Source organism: Streptomyces sp. DSM 40750, from assembly GCF_024612035.1.
In the GTDB taxonomy this organism is placed as follows: domain Bacteria; phylum Actinomycetota; class Actinomycetes; order Streptomycetales; family Streptomycetaceae; genus Streptomyces.
The window spans coordinates 9,937,762-9,957,551 of sequence record NZ_CP102513.1; the positions used below are offsets into that span (position 1 = coordinate 9,937,762).

The window sequence follows — 19,790 nt, forward strand, 5'->3', positions numbered from 1 at the left end:
CCGTGCGTCTGATCCTGCGCAACCTGGGGTTCTATCTGCTCGCCTTCTGGGCCTCCATCACCCTGAACTTCGTTCTCCCGCGCTTCATGCCGGGCGACCCGGTCTCCCGGATGTTCGCGCAGGCCCAGGGCACCATGCAGCCCGACCAGATAGCCCAGCTGCGAAAACTCTTCGGCCTCGACGACCGCCCCCTCTGGGAGCAGTACGTCTCCTACGTCAAGAGCGTCTTCACCGGCGACCTCGGCATCTCCATCACCCGCTTCCCCACCCCGGTCTCCGACGTGATCGGCTCGCAGATCGGCTGGACCCTGCTCCTCGGCGGCGTCGCGCTCGTCATCGCGGCCGTGCTCGGCAACCTGCTCGGCATCGTCGCCGCCTGGCGGCGCGGCGGCGTCCTCGACTCCGCCTTCCCGCCCCTGCTGATCTTCGTCGGCTCGTTCCCGTACTTCTGGCTGGCCATGGGCGCGCTGTACCTGTTCGGGGTGAGTCTGGGCTGGTTCCCACTGCGGCACGCCTATGACGTCGGTCTGACCCCCGGCTTCAACGGCGAGTTCCTCTCCAACGTCGCCACCCACCTGGTGCTGCCGGCGCTGACCATCGTCCTGGTCTCCATCGGCGGCTGGATGCTCGGCATGCGCAACACCATGATCGCCACGGCGGCGGAGGACTACATCACCATGGCTGAGGCGAAGGGGCTCAGCCCCTCGCGGATCATGTTCCGCTATGCCGCCCGCAACGCCCTGCTGCCCTCCGTCACCAACTTCGGCATGGCACTCGGCTTCGTCGTGGGCGGCGCACTGCTCACCGAGGTCGTGTTCGCCTACCCCGGCATCGGCTACCAGCTGCTGATGGCCGTCCAGGGCCTGGACTACCCGCTGATGCAGGGCATCTTCCTGACGATCACGGCGGCGGTACTGGTCGCGAACTTCCTCGTCGACCTCGTCTACGTCCGCCTCGACCCGCGCGTCCGCGTCCGCTGAGGAGGCTGCCGACATGACCGCCATCGACATCGCGACGGCCACCACGCCGACGGCCCTCGCGCGCACGACCCGCCGGCGCGGACTGCTGAGTCAACTCGTCAACAGCAAGAAGGCGTTGACCGGGCTGATGCTGCTGGCGCTCTTCGCGCTGCTGGCCCTGCTCGCGCCCGTCCTGGCGCCGGGCGACCCGTCGCTCATCAACTCCACAGGCAGCCAGGCGCCCTCGGCCGCACACTGGCTCGGTACGACCGCCAAGGGACAGGACGTGCTCGCCCTCACCGTGTGGGGTGCGCGCAGCTCCCTCTTCGTCGGGTTCACCGTGGGCCTTGTGGCGACCGCGGTCGCCATCGTCGTCGGCCTGGCGTCCGCGTACTTCGGCCGCATCGTGGACGACGCGCTGACCCTGGTCACCAACGTCTTCCTGCTGCTGCCCGGCCTGCCGCTGCTCATCATCCTGGCCGCGTTCCTGCCGCCCGGGACCTCCACCGTGATCCTGGTCCTCGTCGTCACCGGCTGGGCGGGCTCGGCCCGGGTCCTGCGCGCGCAGGCCAAGTCGATCCGCGGCAAGGACTTCGTGGCCGCCGCCGTCGTCACCGGCGAGCGCCCGCTGCGGATCATGTTCCGCGAGATCCTCCCCAACATGGCGTCCGTGGTGATGACCACGCTGCTCGGCTGCGTGATCTTCGGCATCGGCGCCCAGGCCGGCCTGGAGTTCCTCGGCCTCGGCGACAGCAGCGTCGTCAGCTGGGGCACCAACCTGTACTGGGCCAGCAACGACGGCGCGCTGATGACCGGCACGTGGTGGGCCTTCGTTCCCTCCGGACTGTGCATCGCGCTCGTCGCCTTCGCGCTCGCGCTGGTCAACTACGCGGTCGACGAGATCACCAACCCGAGGCTGCGCAACCGCCGTGCCCGCCGTGAGAGGAGGGGCTGAGCCATGGAACCCGTACTTGAGGTGAACGGCCTGCGCGTCGAATACCGCGGCGACGGACGCACCGTCGTGGGCGCCGACGACGTCTCCTTCTCCATCGGCGCCGGAGAGGTCTTCGGCCTCGCCGGAGAGTCCGGCTGCGGCAAGTCGACCATCGCCAACGCGGTGATGCGGCTGCTGAAGCCCCCGGCGGAGATCACCGCGGGCAACGTCCGCTTCCAGGGCCGCAATGTCCTCGCCCTGGACGCACGCGAGCTGCGCGCCTTCCGGTGGCGGGAGATCGCCATGGTCTTCCAGTCGGCGATGAACTCGCTCAACCCCGTCCTGACCATCGGCGAGCAGATCGTCGACATCTTCACCACCCACGAGCGGATGAAGAAGCGGGCCGCGCGGGAGCGGGCCGGCGAGCTGCTTCAGCTGGTCGGCATCGACCCGGGAAGGCTGAAGGCGTACCCGCACCAGCTGTCCGGCGGCATGCGCCAGCGCGTGGTCATCGCCATGGCCGTCGCACTGCGCCCCCGGCTGCTGATCATGGACGAGCCGACCACCGCGCTCGACGTGGTCGTGCAGCAGGAGATCATGGCGCAGATCCGCGACCTCCAGCGGGAGCTGGGCTTCTCCATCCTCTTCATCACCCACGACATGTCCCTGATGGTCGAGCTGTCGGACCGCATGGGCGTGATGTACGGCGGACGGATCGTCGAACTCGCCGACGCCAAGGACTTGTTCGCCCATCCGCTCCACCCCTACACCGAGGCGCTGATGAATGCCTTCCCGCCGCTGACCGGCCCGCGCCAGGAACTCACCGGCCTCTTCGACGCCCCGCGCACCGCCGACAGCTGCGGCTTCCACGTCCTCTGTCCAGAGGACCGCTCGGACTGCTCCACGAACATCCCCGACCTGCGCGAGATCGCGCCCGGCCGCTGGGTGGCCCGCAGCCTCGAAGGAGCCCCCCGATGACCGAACCCCTGTTGTCCGTACGCGGTCTGTCCAAGGACTTCCAGGTCGGCACCGTCTTCTCCCGGCGCCGTGTCCGAGCCGTCAACGACGTCTCCTTCGATCTCCCCGCCGGCCGGATCACCGCCCTGGTCGGCGAGTCCGGCAGCGGCAAGTCCACCATCGCCCGCTGTCTCGCCCGCCTCGAACAGCCCTCCGCCGGACAAGTGCTGCTCGACGGCGAGGACGTCATGCGCACCGAGCGGCGCCGGGCATCACGGGCGTACCGCCGCAAGGTTCAGATGGTGTTCCAGGACCCCTTCGGCTCACTCAACCCCGTCCACCGCATCGAGCACTTCCTCACCCGGGCCCTCGTCCTGCACGGCCACTCCGCCACACCAGAGGCGCTGCGCGAGCTGATGACGACGGTCGGCCTGACCGAGGACATGCTCCAGTCCTACCCGCACGAACTCTCCGGCGGCCAGCGTCAGCGCGTCTCCATCGCTCGCGCGTTGGCGGTGGAACCGCGCCTCATCCTGGCCGACGAACCGACGTCGATGCTGGACGTATCCGTGCGCGTCGGCGTGCTCAACCTGATGCGGCGCCTGCGCGACGAGCGGAACATCGCCATGCTCTACATCACGCACGACCTGGGCTCTGCCCGCTACCTCGCCGACACCACGATGGTCATGTTCGCCGGCGAACTGGTCGAGGGCGGCGACGCACTGGCCGTCATGGACGCCCCCGCCCACCCCTACACACGCCTGCTGCTGTCCGCCGTACCCGACCCCGAACGGACCGGCAGCTACGACCCCGTCGAGCGCGCCAGGCTCCGCGAGGCGATCCTCAACCCCACGTCCTGCCCCTACGTCGACGACGGCGCGTGCAGCCGCACCGAGCCCGTGCGCCACATCGTCGGCGAAGACGACGGCCGACCCCACTGGGTGCGCTGCCACCTGCGCGCACCCGCCTCCGACATCGCCCGCCGCGTACTGAAGGTCACCGACCGGCCGGACGGCGAGGCCACCGACGACACCGAGAAAGCGGAGACCACCGCCGCATGACCCACGACCTCACCCTCCCCTCCGGCAGCCACACCGCCGAGGGGCTGGCCGAACGCGCCCTGCGCGACCCCCACCGCCCCCGCTTCCACTTCACCTCGCCCGGCGGCTGGCTCAACGACCCCAACGGGCTGAGTCACTGGAACGGCGTCTACCACCTCTTCTACCAGTACAACCCGCTCGCCGCCGCCCACCACCGCATCCACTGGGGCCACGCCACCAGTACCGACCTCGTGCACTGGGCCGACGAGCCGGTCGCCCTGGCGCCGGGCTCGGACGGCCCGGACCGTGACGGCTGTTGGTCCGGTGTCCTGGTGGACGACAGGGGAGTGCCCACGCTCGTCTATTCGGGCAGGCACGGCGAGCATGAACTCCCGTGCGTGGCCAGAGGATCGACGGATCTGAGGTACTGGACCAAGGACCCGGCCAACCCCGTCATCACCGCCCCGCCCGAGGGCATCGACACCACGGCCTTCCGCGACCACTGCGTCTGGCGGGAGGGCTCCGGCGAGAACACGGTGTGGCGTCAGCTGGTGGGCTCGGGAATCCGGGGCGTCGGCGGAACGGCCTTCCTGTACGAATCCGACGACCTGCGCAGCTGGCGCTACGTCGGCCCCCTGCTGACCGGCGACGCCTCGCAGAACCAGGGTGAGCTCGACTGGACCGGCACGATGTGGGAGTGCGTCGACCTCTTCCGGCTCGGCGAGGACGAGGAGGCCGGCCGTACCGACGTGCTGGTCTTCTCTGCCTGGGACGAGGGCACCACCCACCACCCCCTGTACTGGACCGGCCGCTACCAGGGCGACACCTTCACCCCGACTGGCCTCCACCGCCTCGACTACGGCGGCCGCTACTTCTATGCCCCCCAGTCCACCCGCGACGAGCACGGCCGCCGCATCATGTTCGGCTGGCTCCAGGAGGGCCGGACGGACGAGGCTGACGCGGAGGCCGGCTGGTGCGGTGTGATGTCCCTGCCGAGGGTCGTCACGCTCGGCGCGGAAGGCGGCCTGCACCAAGCCCCGGTGCCTGAACTGGCCGTGCTGCGACGGGAGCGCGTGGAGGTGTCGCCTGGCCCGCTGACCGGCCCGTACACCCGGCTGCACGCCGTGCGCGGGGACGAGCTGGACATCGAGACGACCCTGCGCCTCGCCCCCGGAGCCACCGCGCAACTCGTGGTACGTGAGACACCGGACGCCGCCGAGCGCACGGTCGTCGAGGTGAGCAGGGCACACGCCGGAACGGGCGGCACCCTCCGCCTGCACCGCGAGGCCAGCAGCCTCGACCCGACGGTCGACACCGAACCCCGGTACGGCGAGCTGGCGTTGGACGACGACGGCCGAGTCGACCTGCGCATCCTCGTCGACCGCTCCGCACTGGAGATCTTCGCGAACGGCCGCCCGCTGGCCGCCCGCGTCTACCCCACCCGCCCCGGGGAAGCCGTAGGCGTCGGCATCGGTGCCCACGGCGACGTGACCCTGGAGCGGTTCGATGCCTGGCAGATGGCGTCGGCCTTCACCGACGGACCCCGGCCGCTGTGGCCGTGACCGTCTTACACACGACCACGGCCCCGGGGGTGGACGTCCCCCCGGGCCGTGGCCCACCCTTCCCCGCTCTTCCTCAGGAGCCGCCATGAGCGTGTCCCGCCGTACCCTCCTGCTCGCAGGAGGCACCGCCGCCGCTCTGCTGCCTCTCGGAGGCATCATGCCCGCAGCGCAGGCCGCCACCCCGAGCGCCGTAACAACCCCCGATCCCATCCCTATCCCCGACCCGATCCCCGTCACCGGTACCTGGACCCGTACCTCCGACGGCGGCCAGAAGGTGACCGCCGGCAGTCGCGGGCCGGCCCTCGCCCTGTCCGAGCAGCAACTCGCGACCAAGGGCACGTACGCGGCTCGCACGACACCCGAATCCGCGTCCGCCGTGGGCGCGCTGGTTTTCCGGGCCGCCCTGGACGGCTCGACCGGATACGCGGCCGCCCTCGACCCCGGCCGCGCCCGCATACGGCTCTACGACCTAGCGAGCGGCGACACACTCGCCACCGCTCCACTGCCGGGCGCGCGGACCGGAAAGCCCTACGACCTCGAAGTGGCCGTGGACGGACCGGAGCTGACGGTGTACGTCGACGGCGAACGGCTCCTCCGCGCCGAGGACCACCGCCACGACACCGGCTCCGTGGGCCTGCTCGCCCAGAGCGGCAAGGTCACCTTCGGCCCGCCCTCCCTCTCCTCGATCACCACCAACCTCACCGGCTGGACCACGAACGGCGGCACCTGGACGGCGACCCCGCTCGGCTGGCGCGCGGACCCGTCCCACGGAGCCACCGCCCGCGCGGTCACCACGACCGGGGCCTACGACACCGCGTTCCAGGCCGACCTGCTCCTCCACGACGCCTCTGCGGTCGCCTCGCTGCTGCTGCGTACCGACGCGACGACCACACGCGGCTACGGAGTCCAAGTCGACCCGGGCCAGGGCAGGCTGCGGCTGTACCGCATCGACGGGAACGTCACCCTCGGCACGCACGCGACCACCATCAATGCCGACACGGTCTACCGCCTGCGGGTCGAAGCCGAGGGCGACGACCTGCGCGTGCACTGGCAGACCAACTTCCTCTCCCCCGACGGCTACACGCCGGTCATCACCGCCAAGGACTCCACCCACACGAAGGGCCGACTCGCCGTCACGACTTCGTCCGGCGCGGTGTCCTTCGAGAACACCGCCGCGGCCGACCTCGCCACCGGCCTCCAGGGCTGGACGGCCCGCTCCGGCACCTGGACCCCCGACCTGCGCGGCATCCGCGGTGAGAACGGCCTGCGCACGGCCCCCTGCACCGACGGCGACCTGGTGGCGAGGGCCGACATCACACCCGGCGACCACTCCTCCTCGGCCGGCCTCGTCCTGCGCGCGTCCGCGAACGGCTCCGGCGGCTACGAAGCCCGCCTGGAAGCCGGCCGCAACGCCGTCGTCCTGCTGGACCGCTCCTCCGGCACCCGCCTCGCCTCCGCCTCCGGCCCGGTCCGGCGCATCACGTCAGGCGGCACGTACCGCGTCGAGGCCCGCGCGACGGGCAGAACCATCGAGGTGTACGTCGACGGCGTACCGGCGCTCAAGACCCGTGTGTCCCGCACCAAGGGCGCCGCCTTCGGCACCGCGGCCGCGCACGGGACGTCGTACTTCCAGAATGTCGAGGTCCGCAGCACCGCCGGCCACTTCACCGAGCCGTACCGCCCCACGTACCACTACTCCCAGCTCACCGGCTCCACCAGCGACCCCTGCGGCCTGCTGCACCACGACGGCGAGTACCACCTCTTCCACCAGGACGAGGGCCGCTGGGCACACGCGGTCAGCACCGACCTCGTCCACTGGCAGCCCCTGCCGATCGCCCTGCCCTGGAACGAGTACGGCCACTGCTGGACCGGCTGCGCGGTCGTCGACGCCGACGACACCTCCGGTCTCTTCGACGGCGGCTCGGGCCTGATCGCCTATTACACGAGCTACCACCCGGACAAGCCGGGCGGGAACGCCAGCGTGCGCATCGCGTACAGCAAGGACAAGGGCCGATCATGGCAGCTGCACGGCGGCTCGAGTCCGGCCGTGCAGAACCCGGGCGGCCCCGATGCCGGCTGGACCTTCCGCGACCCGAAGGTCATCCGCGACGAGGCCCACGACCAGTGGCTGATGGTCGTCTCCGGCGGCGACCACATCCGCTTCTTCACCTCCACCGACCTCCTCACCTGGACCCAGGTCAGCTCCTTCGGCTACGACGACTGGGCCACACCCGGCGTCTGGGAGTGCCCCGACTTCTTCCCGCTCCACGTCGACGGCGACAAGGACAAGGTGAAGTGGGTCCTCACCCTGAGCACCGGTGCCGTACGCGCCACGAACGGCTCGGCCGCCCAGTACCTCACGGGTGAGTGGAACGGCACCGGTTTCACTCCCGACCAGAGGGCCGGCACGGTCCTGCGCACCGACTCCGGCCGTGACTACTACGCCGCCATGTCCTTCTACGGCCTGCCCGACGGCCGCCGCGTCTGGCTCGGCTGGATGAGCAACTGGGACTACCCCTTCAGCGCCCCGACCGGCGGCTGGAACGGCCAGCTGAGCACCCCCCGCGAACTGACCCTCACGGACACCGCCGACGGCGTACGCCTGGCGCAGCGCCCGGTCCCGGAGCTGGTCACGCTGCGCACGTCCACCACAACCCGCAAGGACCTCGCCGTCGGCCCCACCTCCGCGAACCCGCTCGCGGGAGTCCGGGGCATCGCCTACGAGATCGAGGCCGAGATCACCCTCGGCACCGCCACGGAGATCGGCTTCCGGCTCCGGACCGACGACGACCAGCACACGACAGTCGGATACGACGCCGAGGCCCAGGAACTGTTCGTGGACCGCTCGGCATCGGGCCTGAGCGACTTCACGCAGTACTTCACGGGCCGCACGACCGCGCCGATGAAGCCGACCGACGGCCGCGCGACCCTGCGCGTGTACGTCGACTCGTCCTCGGTCGAGGCATTCGGCGCGGACGGACAGGCCGCCGTGACCAGCCTGATCTTCCCCGGCCCGGACGCCGACGGCATGGCTTTCTACGCCAAGGGCGGCACCGCGCACATCAACTCGCTCAAGGTGCACAGGCTCGACAGCACCTTCCGCCTGGTGGACCGTGTGAAGCCGCTGGTGGCCGCCCCGAGCGGCGGTGAATTCCGCTCGGACCTCGGCAAGTTGACGATCACTCCCGCCGGCCGCTGGTCAACGGACAGCGCGGGCCGCGCCGGAAGCTTCGACAAGGACTCCCACGCGATCTCGGCCCGCACGGCGACGGACTTGGACCTCACCACTCTGGTCCGGCTCGGCGGCCCCGCCCCGGAAACGGGCGGCGCCCTCTCCCTCCTCTGGCGCGCCTCCTCCGACGGCGCCGACGCCTACTGCCTCAACATCGACCCCGACCTACGCGTGATCCGCCTGGTCGCCAAGGCCAACGGCTACTTCGACGACGGCGCCGCCCTCGCCCGCGTCCCGGCTCTGGTCCGCCGCGGCACGACCTATCCCGTCCGCATCCTCACCGAGGGCGACCGCATCCAGGTGTTCCTCAACGGCACACAGATCATCGACGTGACGGACACGACATACGCCGATGGCCACATCGCCCTGAATGTGTTCGGCGGGAGGGCGGCGTACCAGGACACGTACGCGCAGGAGCTGTGACCGCTGGTCAAGCCGACAAGCAACCGTGACCGCGGAGGCTCCGCCCCCCGAGTATCCGGCGGGCGGGGCCTCCGCGAGGGCGAGGGTCGAAACGCTCAGGCGGAGACGGAGGCGCAAAAGCCCTGGCGGCTTGCGCCTCCTCATCCGTCACCGACCGGGGCGACCTTTGCACAAAGCGGGCATGTGCGAGACAGCCCTGACAAGATCGCACTGTCTGTGGCCGCAGAGGCGGGTCGGCCACAGGGACGGCGAGTATTGGTTTCGGCAGCGCCTATGTCTCTGCCCATGCCTTCTACGTGACCAGTTCCACCCCGGCCCTCTGAAATGGAGCCTCCACACGTGGGAAGGGAAATCCGCTGCGCGCGGGTTTCATCGCCGTTCTTGGGCTGGCGCGATCGTCCTCTATGCCTTCGGCGCGATCCTGTCCGGCCTCATTGAGGCCGAGTTGAGGCCGCAAGGACAGGAACAGACTGACAAGGACTGCGGAGCACCCACATGGGTAACCTCATCTGACCTGCGGAAACGCCATGGATGAGCGTTGATCGGCAAGGACCGCCAAGATCCTCAAAGGACTCATAATCCGTCGGCCGTGGGTTCGAGTCCCACCCGCCCCACCAGAGCGGGCCTGTGACCTGCGGAAACGTTCTTTTTTGGCTGGCGGAGCGTCAACTTTGCCTGAACGGACTGAATCCGCTGCTCGCGAGTTTGGAGCCGGTTCGGCCTGCGTCAGCTGGTGGGCGCCTGACCTGCACGAATGCGCCAGGCGTGGGGCTGGGGAGACTTGTTCTGCTGGGCCGTGCTGCGGTGGTGGCACGAATTGAGGCCATCGTGAGGCCGGTGGCATGAGGTAAGGGCTGTCGACGGGACTGCGGCTCCGGCCGGTGCAGGCGGGTCGACGGGTTCGATGTGGCAGTCGTCTGGGTTCCCGGCACGCGAGATGTGCGTCGCGGTGGGGCCAGGAACTGCCCCAGGAGAAAACGGCCCCGAGCGGTCACTCGGTCCTCTCGTGTGGTGCTCCGTGGTTTGGCTATGTCGGTGAGTAGGGGGATCTGGCACACATTCCGTGAGGACGATCAGCAGGGTTTCGCCACGGTGACCTCACGTCATCTGGGATAGTGGCGCGGTGTGATGACCTCATAGCGGTGCTGTTTCCGCACTTCAATGCGGTTCTGGTGGAGCGGGTGTTCACGGAGTGCGGTGTGGTGCACATCGTTGCGAGAACCCTCGATGGCAGTGCTTCATGCCCGGACTGTGAGCTTCCGTCGAGTCGTGTGCACAGCTGCCACGAGCGTCGGCTGGCCGATACTCCGGTCGGCGACCAGCCGGTGCTGATTGAGCTGACCGTGCGGCGGTTGTACTGCGATAACGCCCCGTGTGGGCGTCGTACGTTCGTCGAGCAGGTCGGGGGGCTGACGTTTCGGTACGGAAGACGGACGCCTGCTTCGCGCCGGGTTCCGGAGGCCGTGGCCGTCGCGCTCGCCGGCCGGGCGGGAGCCCGGCTGGCCGTGGTGCTGCACAGTGCGGTCAGTCGGATGACGCTGCTGCGGCTAGTGATGGCGCTTCCTGATCCCTCCTGGGCGGTGCCCAAGGTGCTCGGGGTCGACGATTTCGCCACCCGCCGCGGGCAGCACTATGGGACGGTGCTCATCGACTGCCAGACCCGCAAACCGCTCGGCCTGCTGCCGGGACGGGACGCCGGGACCCTGGCCACATGGCTCAGTGAACACCCTGGCGTCGAGGTGATCTGCCGAGATCGCGCCGGTTCCTACGCTGAAGGCGCCCGCCTCGGAGCCCCACAGGCGGTCCAGGTCGCTGACCGCTTTCACCTGTGGCAAAACCTGGGAACCGCGATGGAACAATGCGTGCGTCGGCACAACGAATGCCTGCGACCACCCGGCTCTTGTCCCGGTGACCTGCCGGACCGTCCTTTCTCCGCCGGAACCGCCGTCGGCGAAGGAGATGTCGCCGATCGAAGCCCGCATCCGTGAACGTCACGCCATCGTCCACGCCCTCCTCGATCAGGGCCACGGCATCCGGGAGATCGCCCGAGAATTACACATGGGCGCCAACACGGTGCGCCGATGCGCCCGCGCGGCCATCCCTGAGGAGTTACTCGGCGGCCGGCGGCAACCCCGGCCCAGCCAGCTGGACACCTACAAGCCCTATCTGGACACGCGCTGGGCTGAGGGCCACACCAATGCCGTTCACCTGCACGCAGAGCTGAAAGAGCTCGGCTACCGCGGCAACTACCAAACCATCAGCGACTACCTGCGGCCACGGCGCCGACGCCGCGAGATATCCTCGCCCGCTGTTCGGCCGCGCCAAACTCCCGCTCCTCCGCAAACGGGTACTTCTCACGGCCGTCCGATGACTGTGCTGCTCAGACTGTGACTAGTAGTGCTTCGTTAGGTTCTGGCTCTGTTTCTGCCTGCGGTTAGGGGGGTGGCCGCAGGTGGTGCAGGTGCCGTCCCAGCACCGCAGCAGGTCCTGTAACGCGTCGAGGACTTGGTAGATGCTCAGGCTGTGGTGTGGGCTTTTGGGTCGTAGCGCCTCAGGGTGAGGAAGGCCTGGGCGGCGGTGACGAGGGTGACGTGGTGGTGCCAGCCGCGCCAGGTGCGGCCTTCGAAGTGGTCCAGGCCCAGGCCGTGTTTGAGCTCGCGGTAGTCGTGCTCGATACGCCATCGCATCTTCGCCCAGCGCACCAGATCGGCGACCGGGGTGGTGGCGGGCAGGTTGCTCATCCAGTAGCCGGTGGGCTCGTCGGCTGCTTCGGGCCGTTCGACCAGCAGGGTCCGCAGCGGCAGCACGCCGTCCCACCGGCCGCGCCCGTCGGCGTGTTCCTGCGCGGTGCGTGAGGCTTCTTTGCCCGAGGGCCGCACCTCGAGCACTGCAAAGCGTGAGGTCATCGCCCCCTTGCTGCCCTGGCGCCAGGTCACGGTCTCGAAGCAGGTGTGCGCATCGACCAGGTCTCGCAGGGGGCGGGCCGGCTCGCGATAGCGGGGCAGTGTGGGCGGCCCAAGTCCTTGGTAGGGCGGCAGATGCGGGACGGCAGCGGCCGGGCGGGCGATCTCCTTGGGCTCGACGGCCATGATGTAGGACCAGCCGTGTTCCTCCAGGGCCAGGCGGAAGCCGACACTACGGCCGTAACCGCAGTCGGCCACGAGTACCGGCACCGATGGCAGCCAGCCCGCCAGCCTCGCCAGCAGTCCCAAAGCCAGGCGGGGCTTGGTCACATGCCCGGCCTCGTCAGGCACTCCCGCGGCCCGTCGCCGCTGGAGGTCGTGGGCCCACTCCTCGGGCAGGAACAGCTCCCATTCCAGCGGGCAGGAAGCACGATCGGTGGCCGCGTGCACGCTGACGGCGACCTGGCAGTTGGCCCGCTTGCCCAACGCGCCGCAGTACTGCCGGGCCACCCCCACCGATGCCCGCCCGCACTTGGGAAACGCGACGTCATCGATGACCCACACCTCGGGCTGGACCACCTGGACCATCCGCTCGGCGATCCGCCGCCGCACCGGCGTCCACGGCCACGGCGACTGGTTGACGAACTGCTGCAAGGCCTGCATGTTCCCGTCCGGCAGCCGCTGGGCCATCGGCTGGATCGACTTGCGCCGGCCGTCCAGCATCAGCCCCCGCAGATAGCACTCGCCCTTGGCCCGCTGATCCTTGCGCGGCACCGAGGCGAACACATCCTCCACGAACAGCCCCAACCCGGCCCGCAATCGGTTCACTTCATGCGTGTCCACGTACCCAACATGCTCTTGATCAGCGACAACGCCTAGACCTAACGAAGCACTACTAGGGTGACGGTGATCTCGCGGGTGGGCGTATTGCTGGAGGATGCGGTATCCCGATGGAGGAGGCCTGACCGCGAAGCAGCGGGCCTGACGGGAGCAAGTGCGGTTCGAGGCTGCCGAGTTATTCGCGCAAGGAGTGACACCGCCGCAGGTCGCGCGGCGGTTACGGGTCTCACGCAAGCCCGCCTATGCAGGGCATGCCCGTTGGCGGGGCGACGGCGTTGAGGGGCTGCGGTCCAAGGGGCCGTCCGGGCGTCCGTCACGGATGAAGCAGGACGGGGAGGCCGTGGTCACGTGGATCAAGGAGACGTGGCCGCGGGTGGAAGCCGGTGAGGAACCAGGACGCCTGGCTGTGTTTGGAGCGGACCCTCGGCGCCATTACCAGCACTCAAGGATGAACCGCGCATTCATCGGCTGGAGTGCGAGCGCCGGTCGCGGATACACGGCGTCGGGATCCTTCAGGCGCAGCCGGTACGCGGACCAGATGGTGGCCAGCAGAAGTACGCTCTCCACGGTCGACAGGGCGGCGCCCACACAGGTGCGCGGGCCGAGCCCGAAGGGAAAGTACGAGCCGCGGGGAATCTCGGACGTCTCTTTTCCGAGCCAGCGTTCCGGAAGGAAGGAATTGGCGTCGCGCCAGTACCGCGGATCACGGTGATTCACCCACTGGCTCACGGTGACCGTGGTACCGGCCGGAATGAGATAACCAGCGAGTTCCACATCAACCCGGGCATCCCGGCTGGTTATCCAGACGGGCGAATACAGTCGGAGAGCTTCCCGCACCACCGCGTCCGTGAACGGCAGACAATTCAACAGTGTCATTCCGTCGGCATCTCCCGCGAACGCCTTTTCGGCTTCGCTGTGCACGCGTTCCGCGGCGTCGGGATGCCGGGCGAGCAAGACGCTTGCCCACACAACGGCGTCATTGGTGGTTTCGAATCCGGCCATCAACAACGTGGCCAGTTCGTCACGGATTTCGGCCTCGCTCGGCGCCGGGGTGTCGTGCAGGAGGGCGTACAGGATGGGTGCCGCCTCGGGGTCCGCGGACTTCGGGGAGGATGCGACACGTTCCAGGGTCCTGATGACCCGCTTGAGGTGACGGCGGATTTTCAGTTTGGGTGGCGTGGGCACCCACTCCGGCAGGACTACCGGAGATGTAGACAGGTCCATGATGGGGGCGACGAGTCCGGCGACGTCCGAGATCTCCTCATCCGTGTACTCCTCGCCGAACATCAGCCGCGTGACCAGGCGCAACGTGACCACGGAGACATCCTGCTGGAGATCGCGCACCTGACCGGGGCGCCACGGCGCGAGCATCCGGTCCGCCTGCTCGCGCATCGCGGCAGCGGCGGCGGCCGACAGTTCACGGCCGAAGGCGCCGTGGATGCGCCTACGGCGGACCTTCCATTCCTCGCCGTCGCTGCTCATGGTGGACAGCGGCAGTGACTGCCGGCGACCAGCGCTCCGCGTCCCCGGCCCCTGCTTGACGAAATCCGATCCTCGGTCGACCAGCATGCGCACCGCGTCCTCGGGCGACGCCAGCAGAACGTTCTCGGGGCTGATCCGGACCACGTCGCCGTACTCGTCGGCGCAGTGGGTGAGGAAGCCCAGCGGGTCCGCGGAGAAGTCCGTCAAATTTCCGAGAAACCTACCGCCGTCCGGTCCCGGCATCTCGGCCGTCGTGCGCACCGCCATACACCCCGCCCATGAGGAAAGTGCCAGCCGCCACATCAGGGAAATACCGGGGTGCGAATTTTCCCGCACCCCGGCTGCTCGTGTTGCCCCGGTTATCAGTAGTAGTTGTACGGGGCCGTGAGTCGGTCTTTGCGAGCAAGTCGTGCGAACACTGCGCTCGCGAGAATCAGCCTACGCATAATGATGCACCTCCTGGCATATCGTCCAGCGAAGTGGAACCCTGACAGGGTGAGGCTACGTATTGATCATGTACCGGTCAAGGGTGCAAAATCGCCACAAAAGGGAATCGGCCAGGGAATCGAATATTCCCTTTATCGAAACCAATAACTCGCCCGCGCGCAGCCACTATTGGCCGTTGCGGCGTATGTCGCTGAAACGACTAGTACTGCAGCCGCAGTTGGTGTGACGAGTGGTCGGGCGGCTCGTTGAACTGGGCATGGGTGGGGACGTCACGGTTGATGAGGTGCACCGCTGGGCGGCGGGTCTGGACGCTCTGCATGCTCGGATCAGTGGGCATTTCCGGAGGTCGGAGCCGCGTCGGCGGGCAGGAGAGTACCTGCGCGGACTGCTCGCGCCGCTGGAGCGCAAGAACGGCTGGACACTGGCCGAGCAGGCCGGTGAGCTGTGCCCGGACGGCATGCAACGGCTGCTGAACCAGGCCGACTGGTCCGCCGACGCGGTCCGTGACGAGGTCCGTGGCTTCGTGCTGGAAAACCTGGGCGCCGAGGACGGTGTGCTGGCCGTGGACGAGACCGGCTTCGTCAAGAAGGGCACCCGCTCGGCCGGCGTGCAGCGGCAGTACACCGGCACTTCCGGGAAGATCGACAACTGCCAGCTGGGAGTGTTCCTGGCCTACGTCTCCGCCAAGGGGCGGGCGTTGATCGACCGGGAGCTGTACCTCCCCACTTCCTGGATCGAGGATCCGGCCCGCCGGGCGGACGCGAGGATCGGTGACGAGGTCGCCTTCCGCACCAAGCCCGCGCTGGCCCGCGCGATGCTGGAGCGGGCGGTTGCCGCGAAGGTGCCGTTTCGCTGGGTGACCGGCGACGAGGTCTACGGCCAGGACCCGGTCCTACGCGGCTGGCTGGCCGAACAGCGCCTGAGCTACGTGCTGGCAGTCGCCTCCAGACATCGATGCGGGCCGCGCGGGCAGAACGCCCGCACCGTCTCAGCGATCCTGCCGGAGCACACCTGGGAGATCCGCTCGGCCGGGGAGGGTGCCCACGGCCTGCGCGAATACGCATGGGCCCTGGTCCCGCTGCCAGGTGAGCGTGACGACGGCTTCGAAGACGCCCTGCTGATCCGGCGGTCCCTCGCCGACGGCGAGCGCGCCTACTACCTGGTGCACGCACCCGCGAACACGCCGCAGGCCGAGATCGTCCGCGCTGCTGGGGCCCGCTGGGCGATCGAAGAATGCTTCCAGGCCGCCAAGAACGAGGCCGGCCTGGACCACTACCAAGTACGCCAATACCCGGCCTGGTACCGGCACATCACCCTGGCCATGGCAGCTGCCGCCCACCTGACCGCAGTCCGGAGCACCACTCACGAAAAGGGGGACACAGCCGCGACCTCATCCGACTGAGCGTGAACGAAATCCGCCGCCTGCTGAGCAGATTCACCCACGCCGTCCGGCACGAAGCCGACCACATCCTGCACTGGTCACGCTGGCGCCGCCGCCATCAACAGCGAGCCCGCCTCAGCCACTACCGCCGCCGCGGCCACCAACCCCCGTAACTGCGGCTGCAGTACTAGGCGGATCGGCGCCGATGTCCGTGTCCGGGGGAGGGAGTTGAGCGCTCGGCCCTGTGGGGGACATCGCCGTGGATCGTGCCGGATGAGCTGTGGACCGCCTTGAGCCGCTGCTGCCGCGACCTCAGCGAGGCTTCCGCCCCTCCCAGCCGCAAACCGCACCGGGAGGTTCGGTTCGGGCGCGACCTGCTGGCGCCCCCTGCAGGACTGCAACGAGGCCGGTGTCCGGCAACGACTGCACGAGGTCTTGCTCACCGAACTGAACGCGGCGGCGAAGCTCGACCAGCCACCCCAACGACGTCACTCAACTGCACGCCGGCCTGCTGAGAACCGGCCACCCCGGGAGGACCCGCCTGGCCGCTCCTCCCGGGTCAGTCCCACGCTCCGGTCATGCTGTGGGCCGAAGCGCCGCCAGCGCAGGCACCGCGGCCACCGACTCTGTCCTGTCCGTTCCGCACGGGCCCGGCGCCAGGCGGCCGTGTGAGTGCCGTCGGCTTCGCGGCGCTGGATGTGCACCGCCGCGATCGAGGCCAGCGCATCGGCGGGTATCGCCTCCGGCTCGGCTTCGCCACGGCAGGCCCAGGAAGAGCAGCCGTCGACCACCCCGTTCTCCAGCTTTCCCGCAGCGGTTCGGGCGTCCGGTTGCTGCTGACGGGCGCCCCCTTCGGCGGCAGTGACGTGGCCGATCGGGGCCTGGGCGAGCGGTTCCCAGGAGCGGTGCGGGGACGCCTGCCCGAGCGGCCGACCCGCCGCACGAAGGCACTCCCCGGTGCGAAATACTCTCCCGATGAGTTCACGCACTTCCCCGATCAGCCAGCCGATCACGATACGGAGGGCCGTCGCGCGGGATGCCAAACGGCTCACGCGGCTCGTGCGTGGCTCAGGCGCCTACGAGGGGAAGTACGCAGCCGCAGTCGCGGGCTACCGGGTCGGTCCTGATTACATCGAGGCCCACCGCGCATTTGTGGCCGTCGGCGCCGACGAGCAGGGAGGCCGGGTCCTCGGGTTCTACTCGCTCGTCCTCGCGCCACCGGAGCTCGACCTGCTGTTCGTCGCCGACGCAGCGCAAGGACGGGGTATTGGACGGCTGCTCGTGGCGCACATGCAGTCCGAGGCCCGTGCCGCCGGGCTCGACCGCGTCAAGGTCGTGTCGCATTCTCCCGCCGAGGACTTCTACCACCGCGTGGGTGCGGTGCGGACCGGGACCGCGCTCGCGAACCCGCCCGCCGTGCCGTGGGACCGTCCCGAATTCGAGTTTCGCATTCCTTCGGAATGACGCGGTGTGCCGGTTGGCTGGGCACCGGCTTCGCCTGCATGGTGGCCGGCATGCAGGAGCCACTGGACGCCGCGCGCTCCGTGTGCGCCGTCGGCTCTGCCCTGGCGGGTGATCGCCTGCGCCAGCGGCCTCTCCCGGCGACGCCCTCGCCTCAGGAACTCCCCGGGCGATCGAAATCGCGTACGGCTCGGCTCGCTCCACACACGATCGAGGTCGGACGCGTAAATGCGTAGTTCATACAACCCTGATCTGCGAGACGAATTGGCCGACTGGCGTCGGTGCGGCCGCGGTGGAGCGGATCGGCGGGAGGCTCCGGACAGAGGCATCAGAGCCTGACTGTCGTGGGTGTTGGCCAGGTCCGACTCGGCGTTCGGGTCGTCGTAGGCGTCGACGATGGCGATGGTCCTGCCGGAGCCGCTGGCGGAGGCGGCGGAGGCCAGGCCGTGGGCCGACTGCAGGTCGCTGGGGCCGTAGCCGGTGGGGGAGTCCGCGGCGGCGTTCGGCCCGACGGTCTGGGGTGCGTGCCCTTCTTCGTCGCCTGCTCTTCCTGGAAGGCGGTGGTGACGCGCAGGGCGTTGCAGGATGCGTAGCCCTTCTTCGGGGTGCCCGCGCACTGCAGCATCTCCAGGCGGAACCGCCGGCCCGCCCAGCGCTACGGTGAGGTGGGCAGGTGCGGGGAGCGGAGTACGAGCAGGGTGATCTCGCTGGGGGCGAAGACGCGGAACGGTGGGCCCCAGAAGCCGGTGCCGCGGCTGGTGTAGAGGAGGGTGCGGGTGCCGTGGTGGCTGAGGCCGGCGAGGGCGGGCTGGTCGATGCGGACCAGGTGGTGGAAGGGCCAGATCTGGCCGCCGTGGGTGTGACCGGAGAGTTGGAGGTCGATACCGTCGGCTGCCGCCCGGTCGACGAACTTGGGCTGGTGCGCCAGGAGCAGGACGGGTAGGTCGGGGTCGGCGCCGTTCAAGGCTCCGGCGAGGTGGGCACGGTGGCCTGCCAGGCCGGAGGACTCGGCGGTGACGTCATCCACGCCGGCGACCACGAGGGTGTCGCCTCCGCGTTCGAGCAGCAGATGGCGGTTGCGCAGCGGCTCCCAGCCCAGCTCGCCCATCAGGTCGACCCAGCCCTGGGCCTCGCTGTAGTACTCGTGGTTGCCGGTGACGTAGACACGGGCCCGGGTGGCCCGCACGGTACCGAGCGGAGCGGCTTGGGCGCGGCGGCGTTCGGCCGTGCCGTCCGCGATGTCGCCGGTGTGGCAGACCAGGTCGGCTTCCAGGGTGTTGACCGTCTCGCATACCCGCGCCGACCAGCGGGCGCGGTCGAGCGGGCCGTAGTGGGTGTCGGTGATGAGGACGACGCGGGTGCCGTCCAACCCGGCACCCAGCCGGGGGAGTTGCACGTCGAGTCGGCGCACGCGCGGCACGCGGCGGGCTTCGGCGTACCCCCAGACGAGTAGTACGGCGGTTATCCCGAGGACGGCGCAAGTGACGATCCGGGCCCGGTCCTGACTCTCGTCGACGCCGACCACGGTGAGGGCGAGCCGCAAGGGGACGCCGAGCAGAATGGACCAGGTGAACAGAACCCAGCTGATGCCCAGCAGGGTGTCACCGACGATCGCCGCCCGGTCCTGCTGGCGCCGGCCGTGGCCGCGCGCCATCGCGAACGGCATACCGACGAGGCCGAGGACGAACAGGGCGGTGCCGACCAGCGTGACGGGTAGCGGCCAGTGCTGGCCGGCGTGCAGGAGCACCCAGCAGGGCACGGCCCACAGCAGGACGGGGGCGATCAGGGGGAGGTAGCGCATCAGGCGGAGCAGTCGGCTCTGCCGCGGAGCTTGCGCTTCACCCTCGGCGGGCCGGGTGCTGCTGGTGTCGGTCACGCTTCCCCTCCCTGACCAAGCTGCCGTCTCGCGCACTGTATCCGGTCGCCCTCGGGCCGGCCGGACCGGCGTTCATGGGCGCGGTCGCAGCGCACCAGACGACCCGGTGCGCCTGGACCGTTGGCAAGCGCCACCGGCGACGGCACCGCGTTACGGGATGGCCCTCGGGCTGGTGAGCGTTGCCCGACCTCGCGCTCCGTCGCCGTATGAGCGCTGACGTTGTCGCGTGACCCGGGCGGGCTCGGCCTTCCGCCGAGCCCGCCACGCCGGCTCCCTACCGGAGCCGGACTCGC

14 protein-coding genes and 3 pseudogenes are annotated in these 19,790 nt (G+C 69.4%); 12 read left to right on the forward strand and 5 right to left on the reverse strand.

Annotation, left to right across the window (positions count from 1 at the left end; genetic code table 11):
• Positions 1 to 2 precede the first annotated feature (2 nt).
• The 8 genes from JIX55_RS43550 (at position 3) to JIX55_RS43585 (ending at position 11,498) form a co-directional block, all read left to right on the forward strand.
• A complete protein-coding gene (locus JIX55_RS43550; protein WP_257568724.1) occupies positions 3 to 980 on the forward strand; it encodes an ABC transporter permease in 978 nt (325 codons plus the stop codon).
• Positions 981 to 993: 13 nt separating this feature from the next.
• Positions 994 to 1,914 carry an ABC transporter permease gene (locus JIX55_RS43555; RefSeq protein WP_257568725.1) on the forward strand — a complete coding sequence of 307 codons (921 nt, stop codon included), beginning with the start codon at positions 994 to 996 and terminating at the stop codon, positions 1,912 to 1,914.
• 3 nt (positions 1,915 to 1,917) lie between these two features.
• Positions 1,918 to 2,871: an ABC transporter ATP-binding protein gene (locus JIX55_RS43560; RefSeq protein WP_257568726.1), complete on the forward strand. Its 954-nt coding sequence runs from the start codon at positions 1,918 to 1,920 to the stop codon at positions 2,869 to 2,871.
• Positions 2,868 to 3,911, forward strand: a complete 1,044-nt coding sequence (locus JIX55_RS43565) for an ATP-binding cassette domain-containing protein (protein WP_257568727.1) — start codon at positions 2,868 to 2,870, stop codon at positions 3,909 to 3,911. Before JIX55_RS43560 ends, JIX55_RS43565 begins: the two co-directional genes overlap by 4 nt.
• The gene (locus tag JIX55_RS43570; RefSeq protein WP_257568728.1) at positions 3,908 to 5,452 is read left to right on the forward strand and encodes a glycoside hydrolase family 32 protein; all 1,545 of its coding nucleotides are present in this window, start codon (positions 3,908 to 3,910) and stop codon (positions 5,450 to 5,452) included. Before JIX55_RS43565 ends, JIX55_RS43570 begins: the two co-directional genes overlap by 4 nt.
• A gap of 85 nt (positions 5,453 to 5,537) precedes the next feature.
• Positions 5,538 to 9,107 carry a GH32 C-terminal domain-containing protein gene (locus tag JIX55_RS43575; protein WP_257568729.1) on the forward strand — a complete coding sequence of 1,190 codons (3,570 nt, stop codon included), beginning with the start codon at positions 5,538 to 5,540 and terminating at the stop codon, positions 9,105 to 9,107.
• 1,142 nt (positions 9,108 to 10,249) lie between these two features.
• Positions 10,250 to 11,095 carry an ISL3 family transposase gene (locus JIX55_RS43580; RefSeq protein WP_257568730.1) on the forward strand — a complete coding sequence of 282 codons (846 nt, stop codon included), beginning with the start codon at positions 10,250 to 10,252 and terminating at the stop codon, positions 11,093 to 11,095.
• Positions 11,067 to 11,498, forward strand: a complete 432-nt coding sequence (locus JIX55_RS43585) for a helix-turn-helix domain-containing protein (protein WP_257568731.1) — start codon at positions 11,067 to 11,069, stop codon at positions 11,496 to 11,498. The genes JIX55_RS43580 and JIX55_RS43585 overlap by 29 nt, the downstream gene beginning before the upstream one ends.
• A 125-nt stretch (positions 11,499 to 11,623) precedes the next feature.
• Here JIX55_RS43585 and JIX55_RS43590 read toward each other — a convergent pair whose 3' ends face one another.
• On the reverse strand, positions 11,624 to 12,853 hold the full coding sequence (locus tag JIX55_RS43590) for an IS701 family transposase (RefSeq protein WP_257568732.1): 1,230 nt from the start codon (positions 12,851 to 12,853) through the stop codon (positions 11,624 to 11,626).
• 151 nt (positions 12,854 to 13,004) lie between these two features.
• Here JIX55_RS43590 and JIX55_RS43595 point away from each other — a divergent pair.
• A pseudogene (locus JIX55_RS43595) lies at positions 13,005 to 13,175 on the forward strand (helix-turn-helix domain-containing protein); the annotation flags it as partial.
• Between the two features lie 107 nt (positions 13,176 to 13,282).
• Here the strand turns inward: JIX55_RS43595 and JIX55_RS43600 are convergent.
• Complete coding sequence (locus JIX55_RS43600) at positions 13,283 to 14,593, reverse strand: cytochrome P450 (RefSeq protein ID WP_257568733.1); 1,311 nt, start codon at positions 14,591 to 14,593, stop codon at positions 13,283 to 13,285.
• A gap of 101 nt (positions 14,594 to 14,694) precedes the next feature.
• Positions 14,695 to 14,778, reverse strand: coding sequence for a cittilin family RiPP precursor (locus tag JIX55_RS51665; protein ID WP_443046758.1), 84 nt, complete (start codon positions 14,776 to 14,778; stop codon positions 14,695 to 14,697).
• A gap of 257 nt (positions 14,779 to 15,035) precedes the next feature.
• On the opposite strand from JIX55_RS51665, the gene JIX55_RS43605 reads away from it, so the two are divergent.
• The 3 genes and pseudogenes from JIX55_RS43605 to JIX55_RS43615 all read left to right on the forward strand — a co-directional run bounded on the left by JIX55_RS43605 (position 15,036) and on the right by JIX55_RS43615 (position 17,624).
• Positions 15,036 to 16,181, forward strand: coding sequence for an IS701 family transposase (locus tag JIX55_RS43605; RefSeq protein WP_257562051.1), 1,146 nt, complete (start codon positions 15,036 to 15,038; stop codon positions 16,179 to 16,181).
• 221 nt (positions 16,182 to 16,402) lie between these two features.
• Positions 16,403 to 16,634 (forward strand): annotated as a pseudogene (locus JIX55_RS43610) (IS5/IS1182 family transposase); the annotation flags it as partial.
• A gap of 501 nt (positions 16,635 to 17,135) precedes the next feature.
• Positions 17,136 to 17,624 carry a GNAT family N-acetyltransferase gene (locus JIX55_RS43615; protein WP_257568734.1) on the forward strand — a complete coding sequence of 163 codons (489 nt, stop codon included), beginning with the start codon at positions 17,136 to 17,138 and terminating at the stop codon, positions 17,622 to 17,624.
• A gap of 350 nt (positions 17,625 to 17,974) precedes the next feature.
• On the opposite strand, the pseudogene JIX55_RS43620 reads toward JIX55_RS43615, so the two are convergent.
• A pseudogene (locus tag JIX55_RS43620) lies at positions 17,975 to 18,246 on the reverse strand (peptidase S8); the annotation flags it as partial.
• A 30-nt stretch (positions 18,247 to 18,276) separates the two neighbouring features.
• Complete coding sequence (locus JIX55_RS43625; protein WP_257568735.1) at positions 18,277 to 19,497, reverse strand: metallophosphoesterase; 1,221 nt, start codon at positions 19,495 to 19,497, stop codon at positions 18,277 to 18,279.
• Between the last annotated feature and the right edge of the window lie 293 nt (positions 19,498 to 19,790).

What these genes read in the sequence shown, in the direction of transcription:
- JIX55_RS43570 (WP_257568728.1), top strand. Translation starts at nt 3,908, where the DNA reads ATGACCCACGACCTCACCCTCCCCTCCGGCAGCCACACCGCCGAGGGG.
- JIX55_RS43615 (WP_257568734.1), top strand. Translation starts at nt 17,136, where the DNA reads ATGAGTTCACGCACTTCCCCGATCAGCCAGCCGATCACGATACGGAGG.
- JIX55_RS43605 (WP_257562051.1), top strand. Translation starts at nt 15,036, where the DNA reads ATGGGTGGGGACGTCACGGTTGATGAGGTGCACCGCTGGGCGGCGGGT.
- JIX55_RS43565 (WP_257568727.1), top strand. Translation starts at nt 2,868, where the DNA reads ATGACCGAACCCCTGTTGTCCGTACGCGGTCTGTCCAAGGACTTCCAG.
- JIX55_RS43555 (WP_257568725.1), top strand. Translation starts at nt 994, where the DNA reads ATGACCGCCATCGACATCGCGACGGCCACCACGCCGACGGCCCTCGCG.
- JIX55_RS43575 (WP_257568729.1), top strand. Translation starts at nt 5,538, where the DNA reads ATGAGCGTGTCCCGCCGTACCCTCCTGCTCGCAGGAGGCACCGCCGCC.
- JIX55_RS51665 (WP_443046758.1), bottom strand. Translation starts at nt 14,778, where the DNA reads ATGCGTAGGCTGATTCTCGCGAGCGCAGTGTTCGCACGACTTGCTCGC.
- JIX55_RS43560 (WP_257568726.1), top strand. Translation starts at nt 1,918, where the DNA reads ATGGAACCCGTACTTGAGGTGAACGGCCTGCGCGTCGAATACCGCGGC.
- JIX55_RS43585 (WP_257568731.1), top strand. Translation starts at nt 11,067, where the DNA reads ATGTCGCCGATCGAAGCCCGCATCCGTGAACGTCACGCCATCGTCCAC.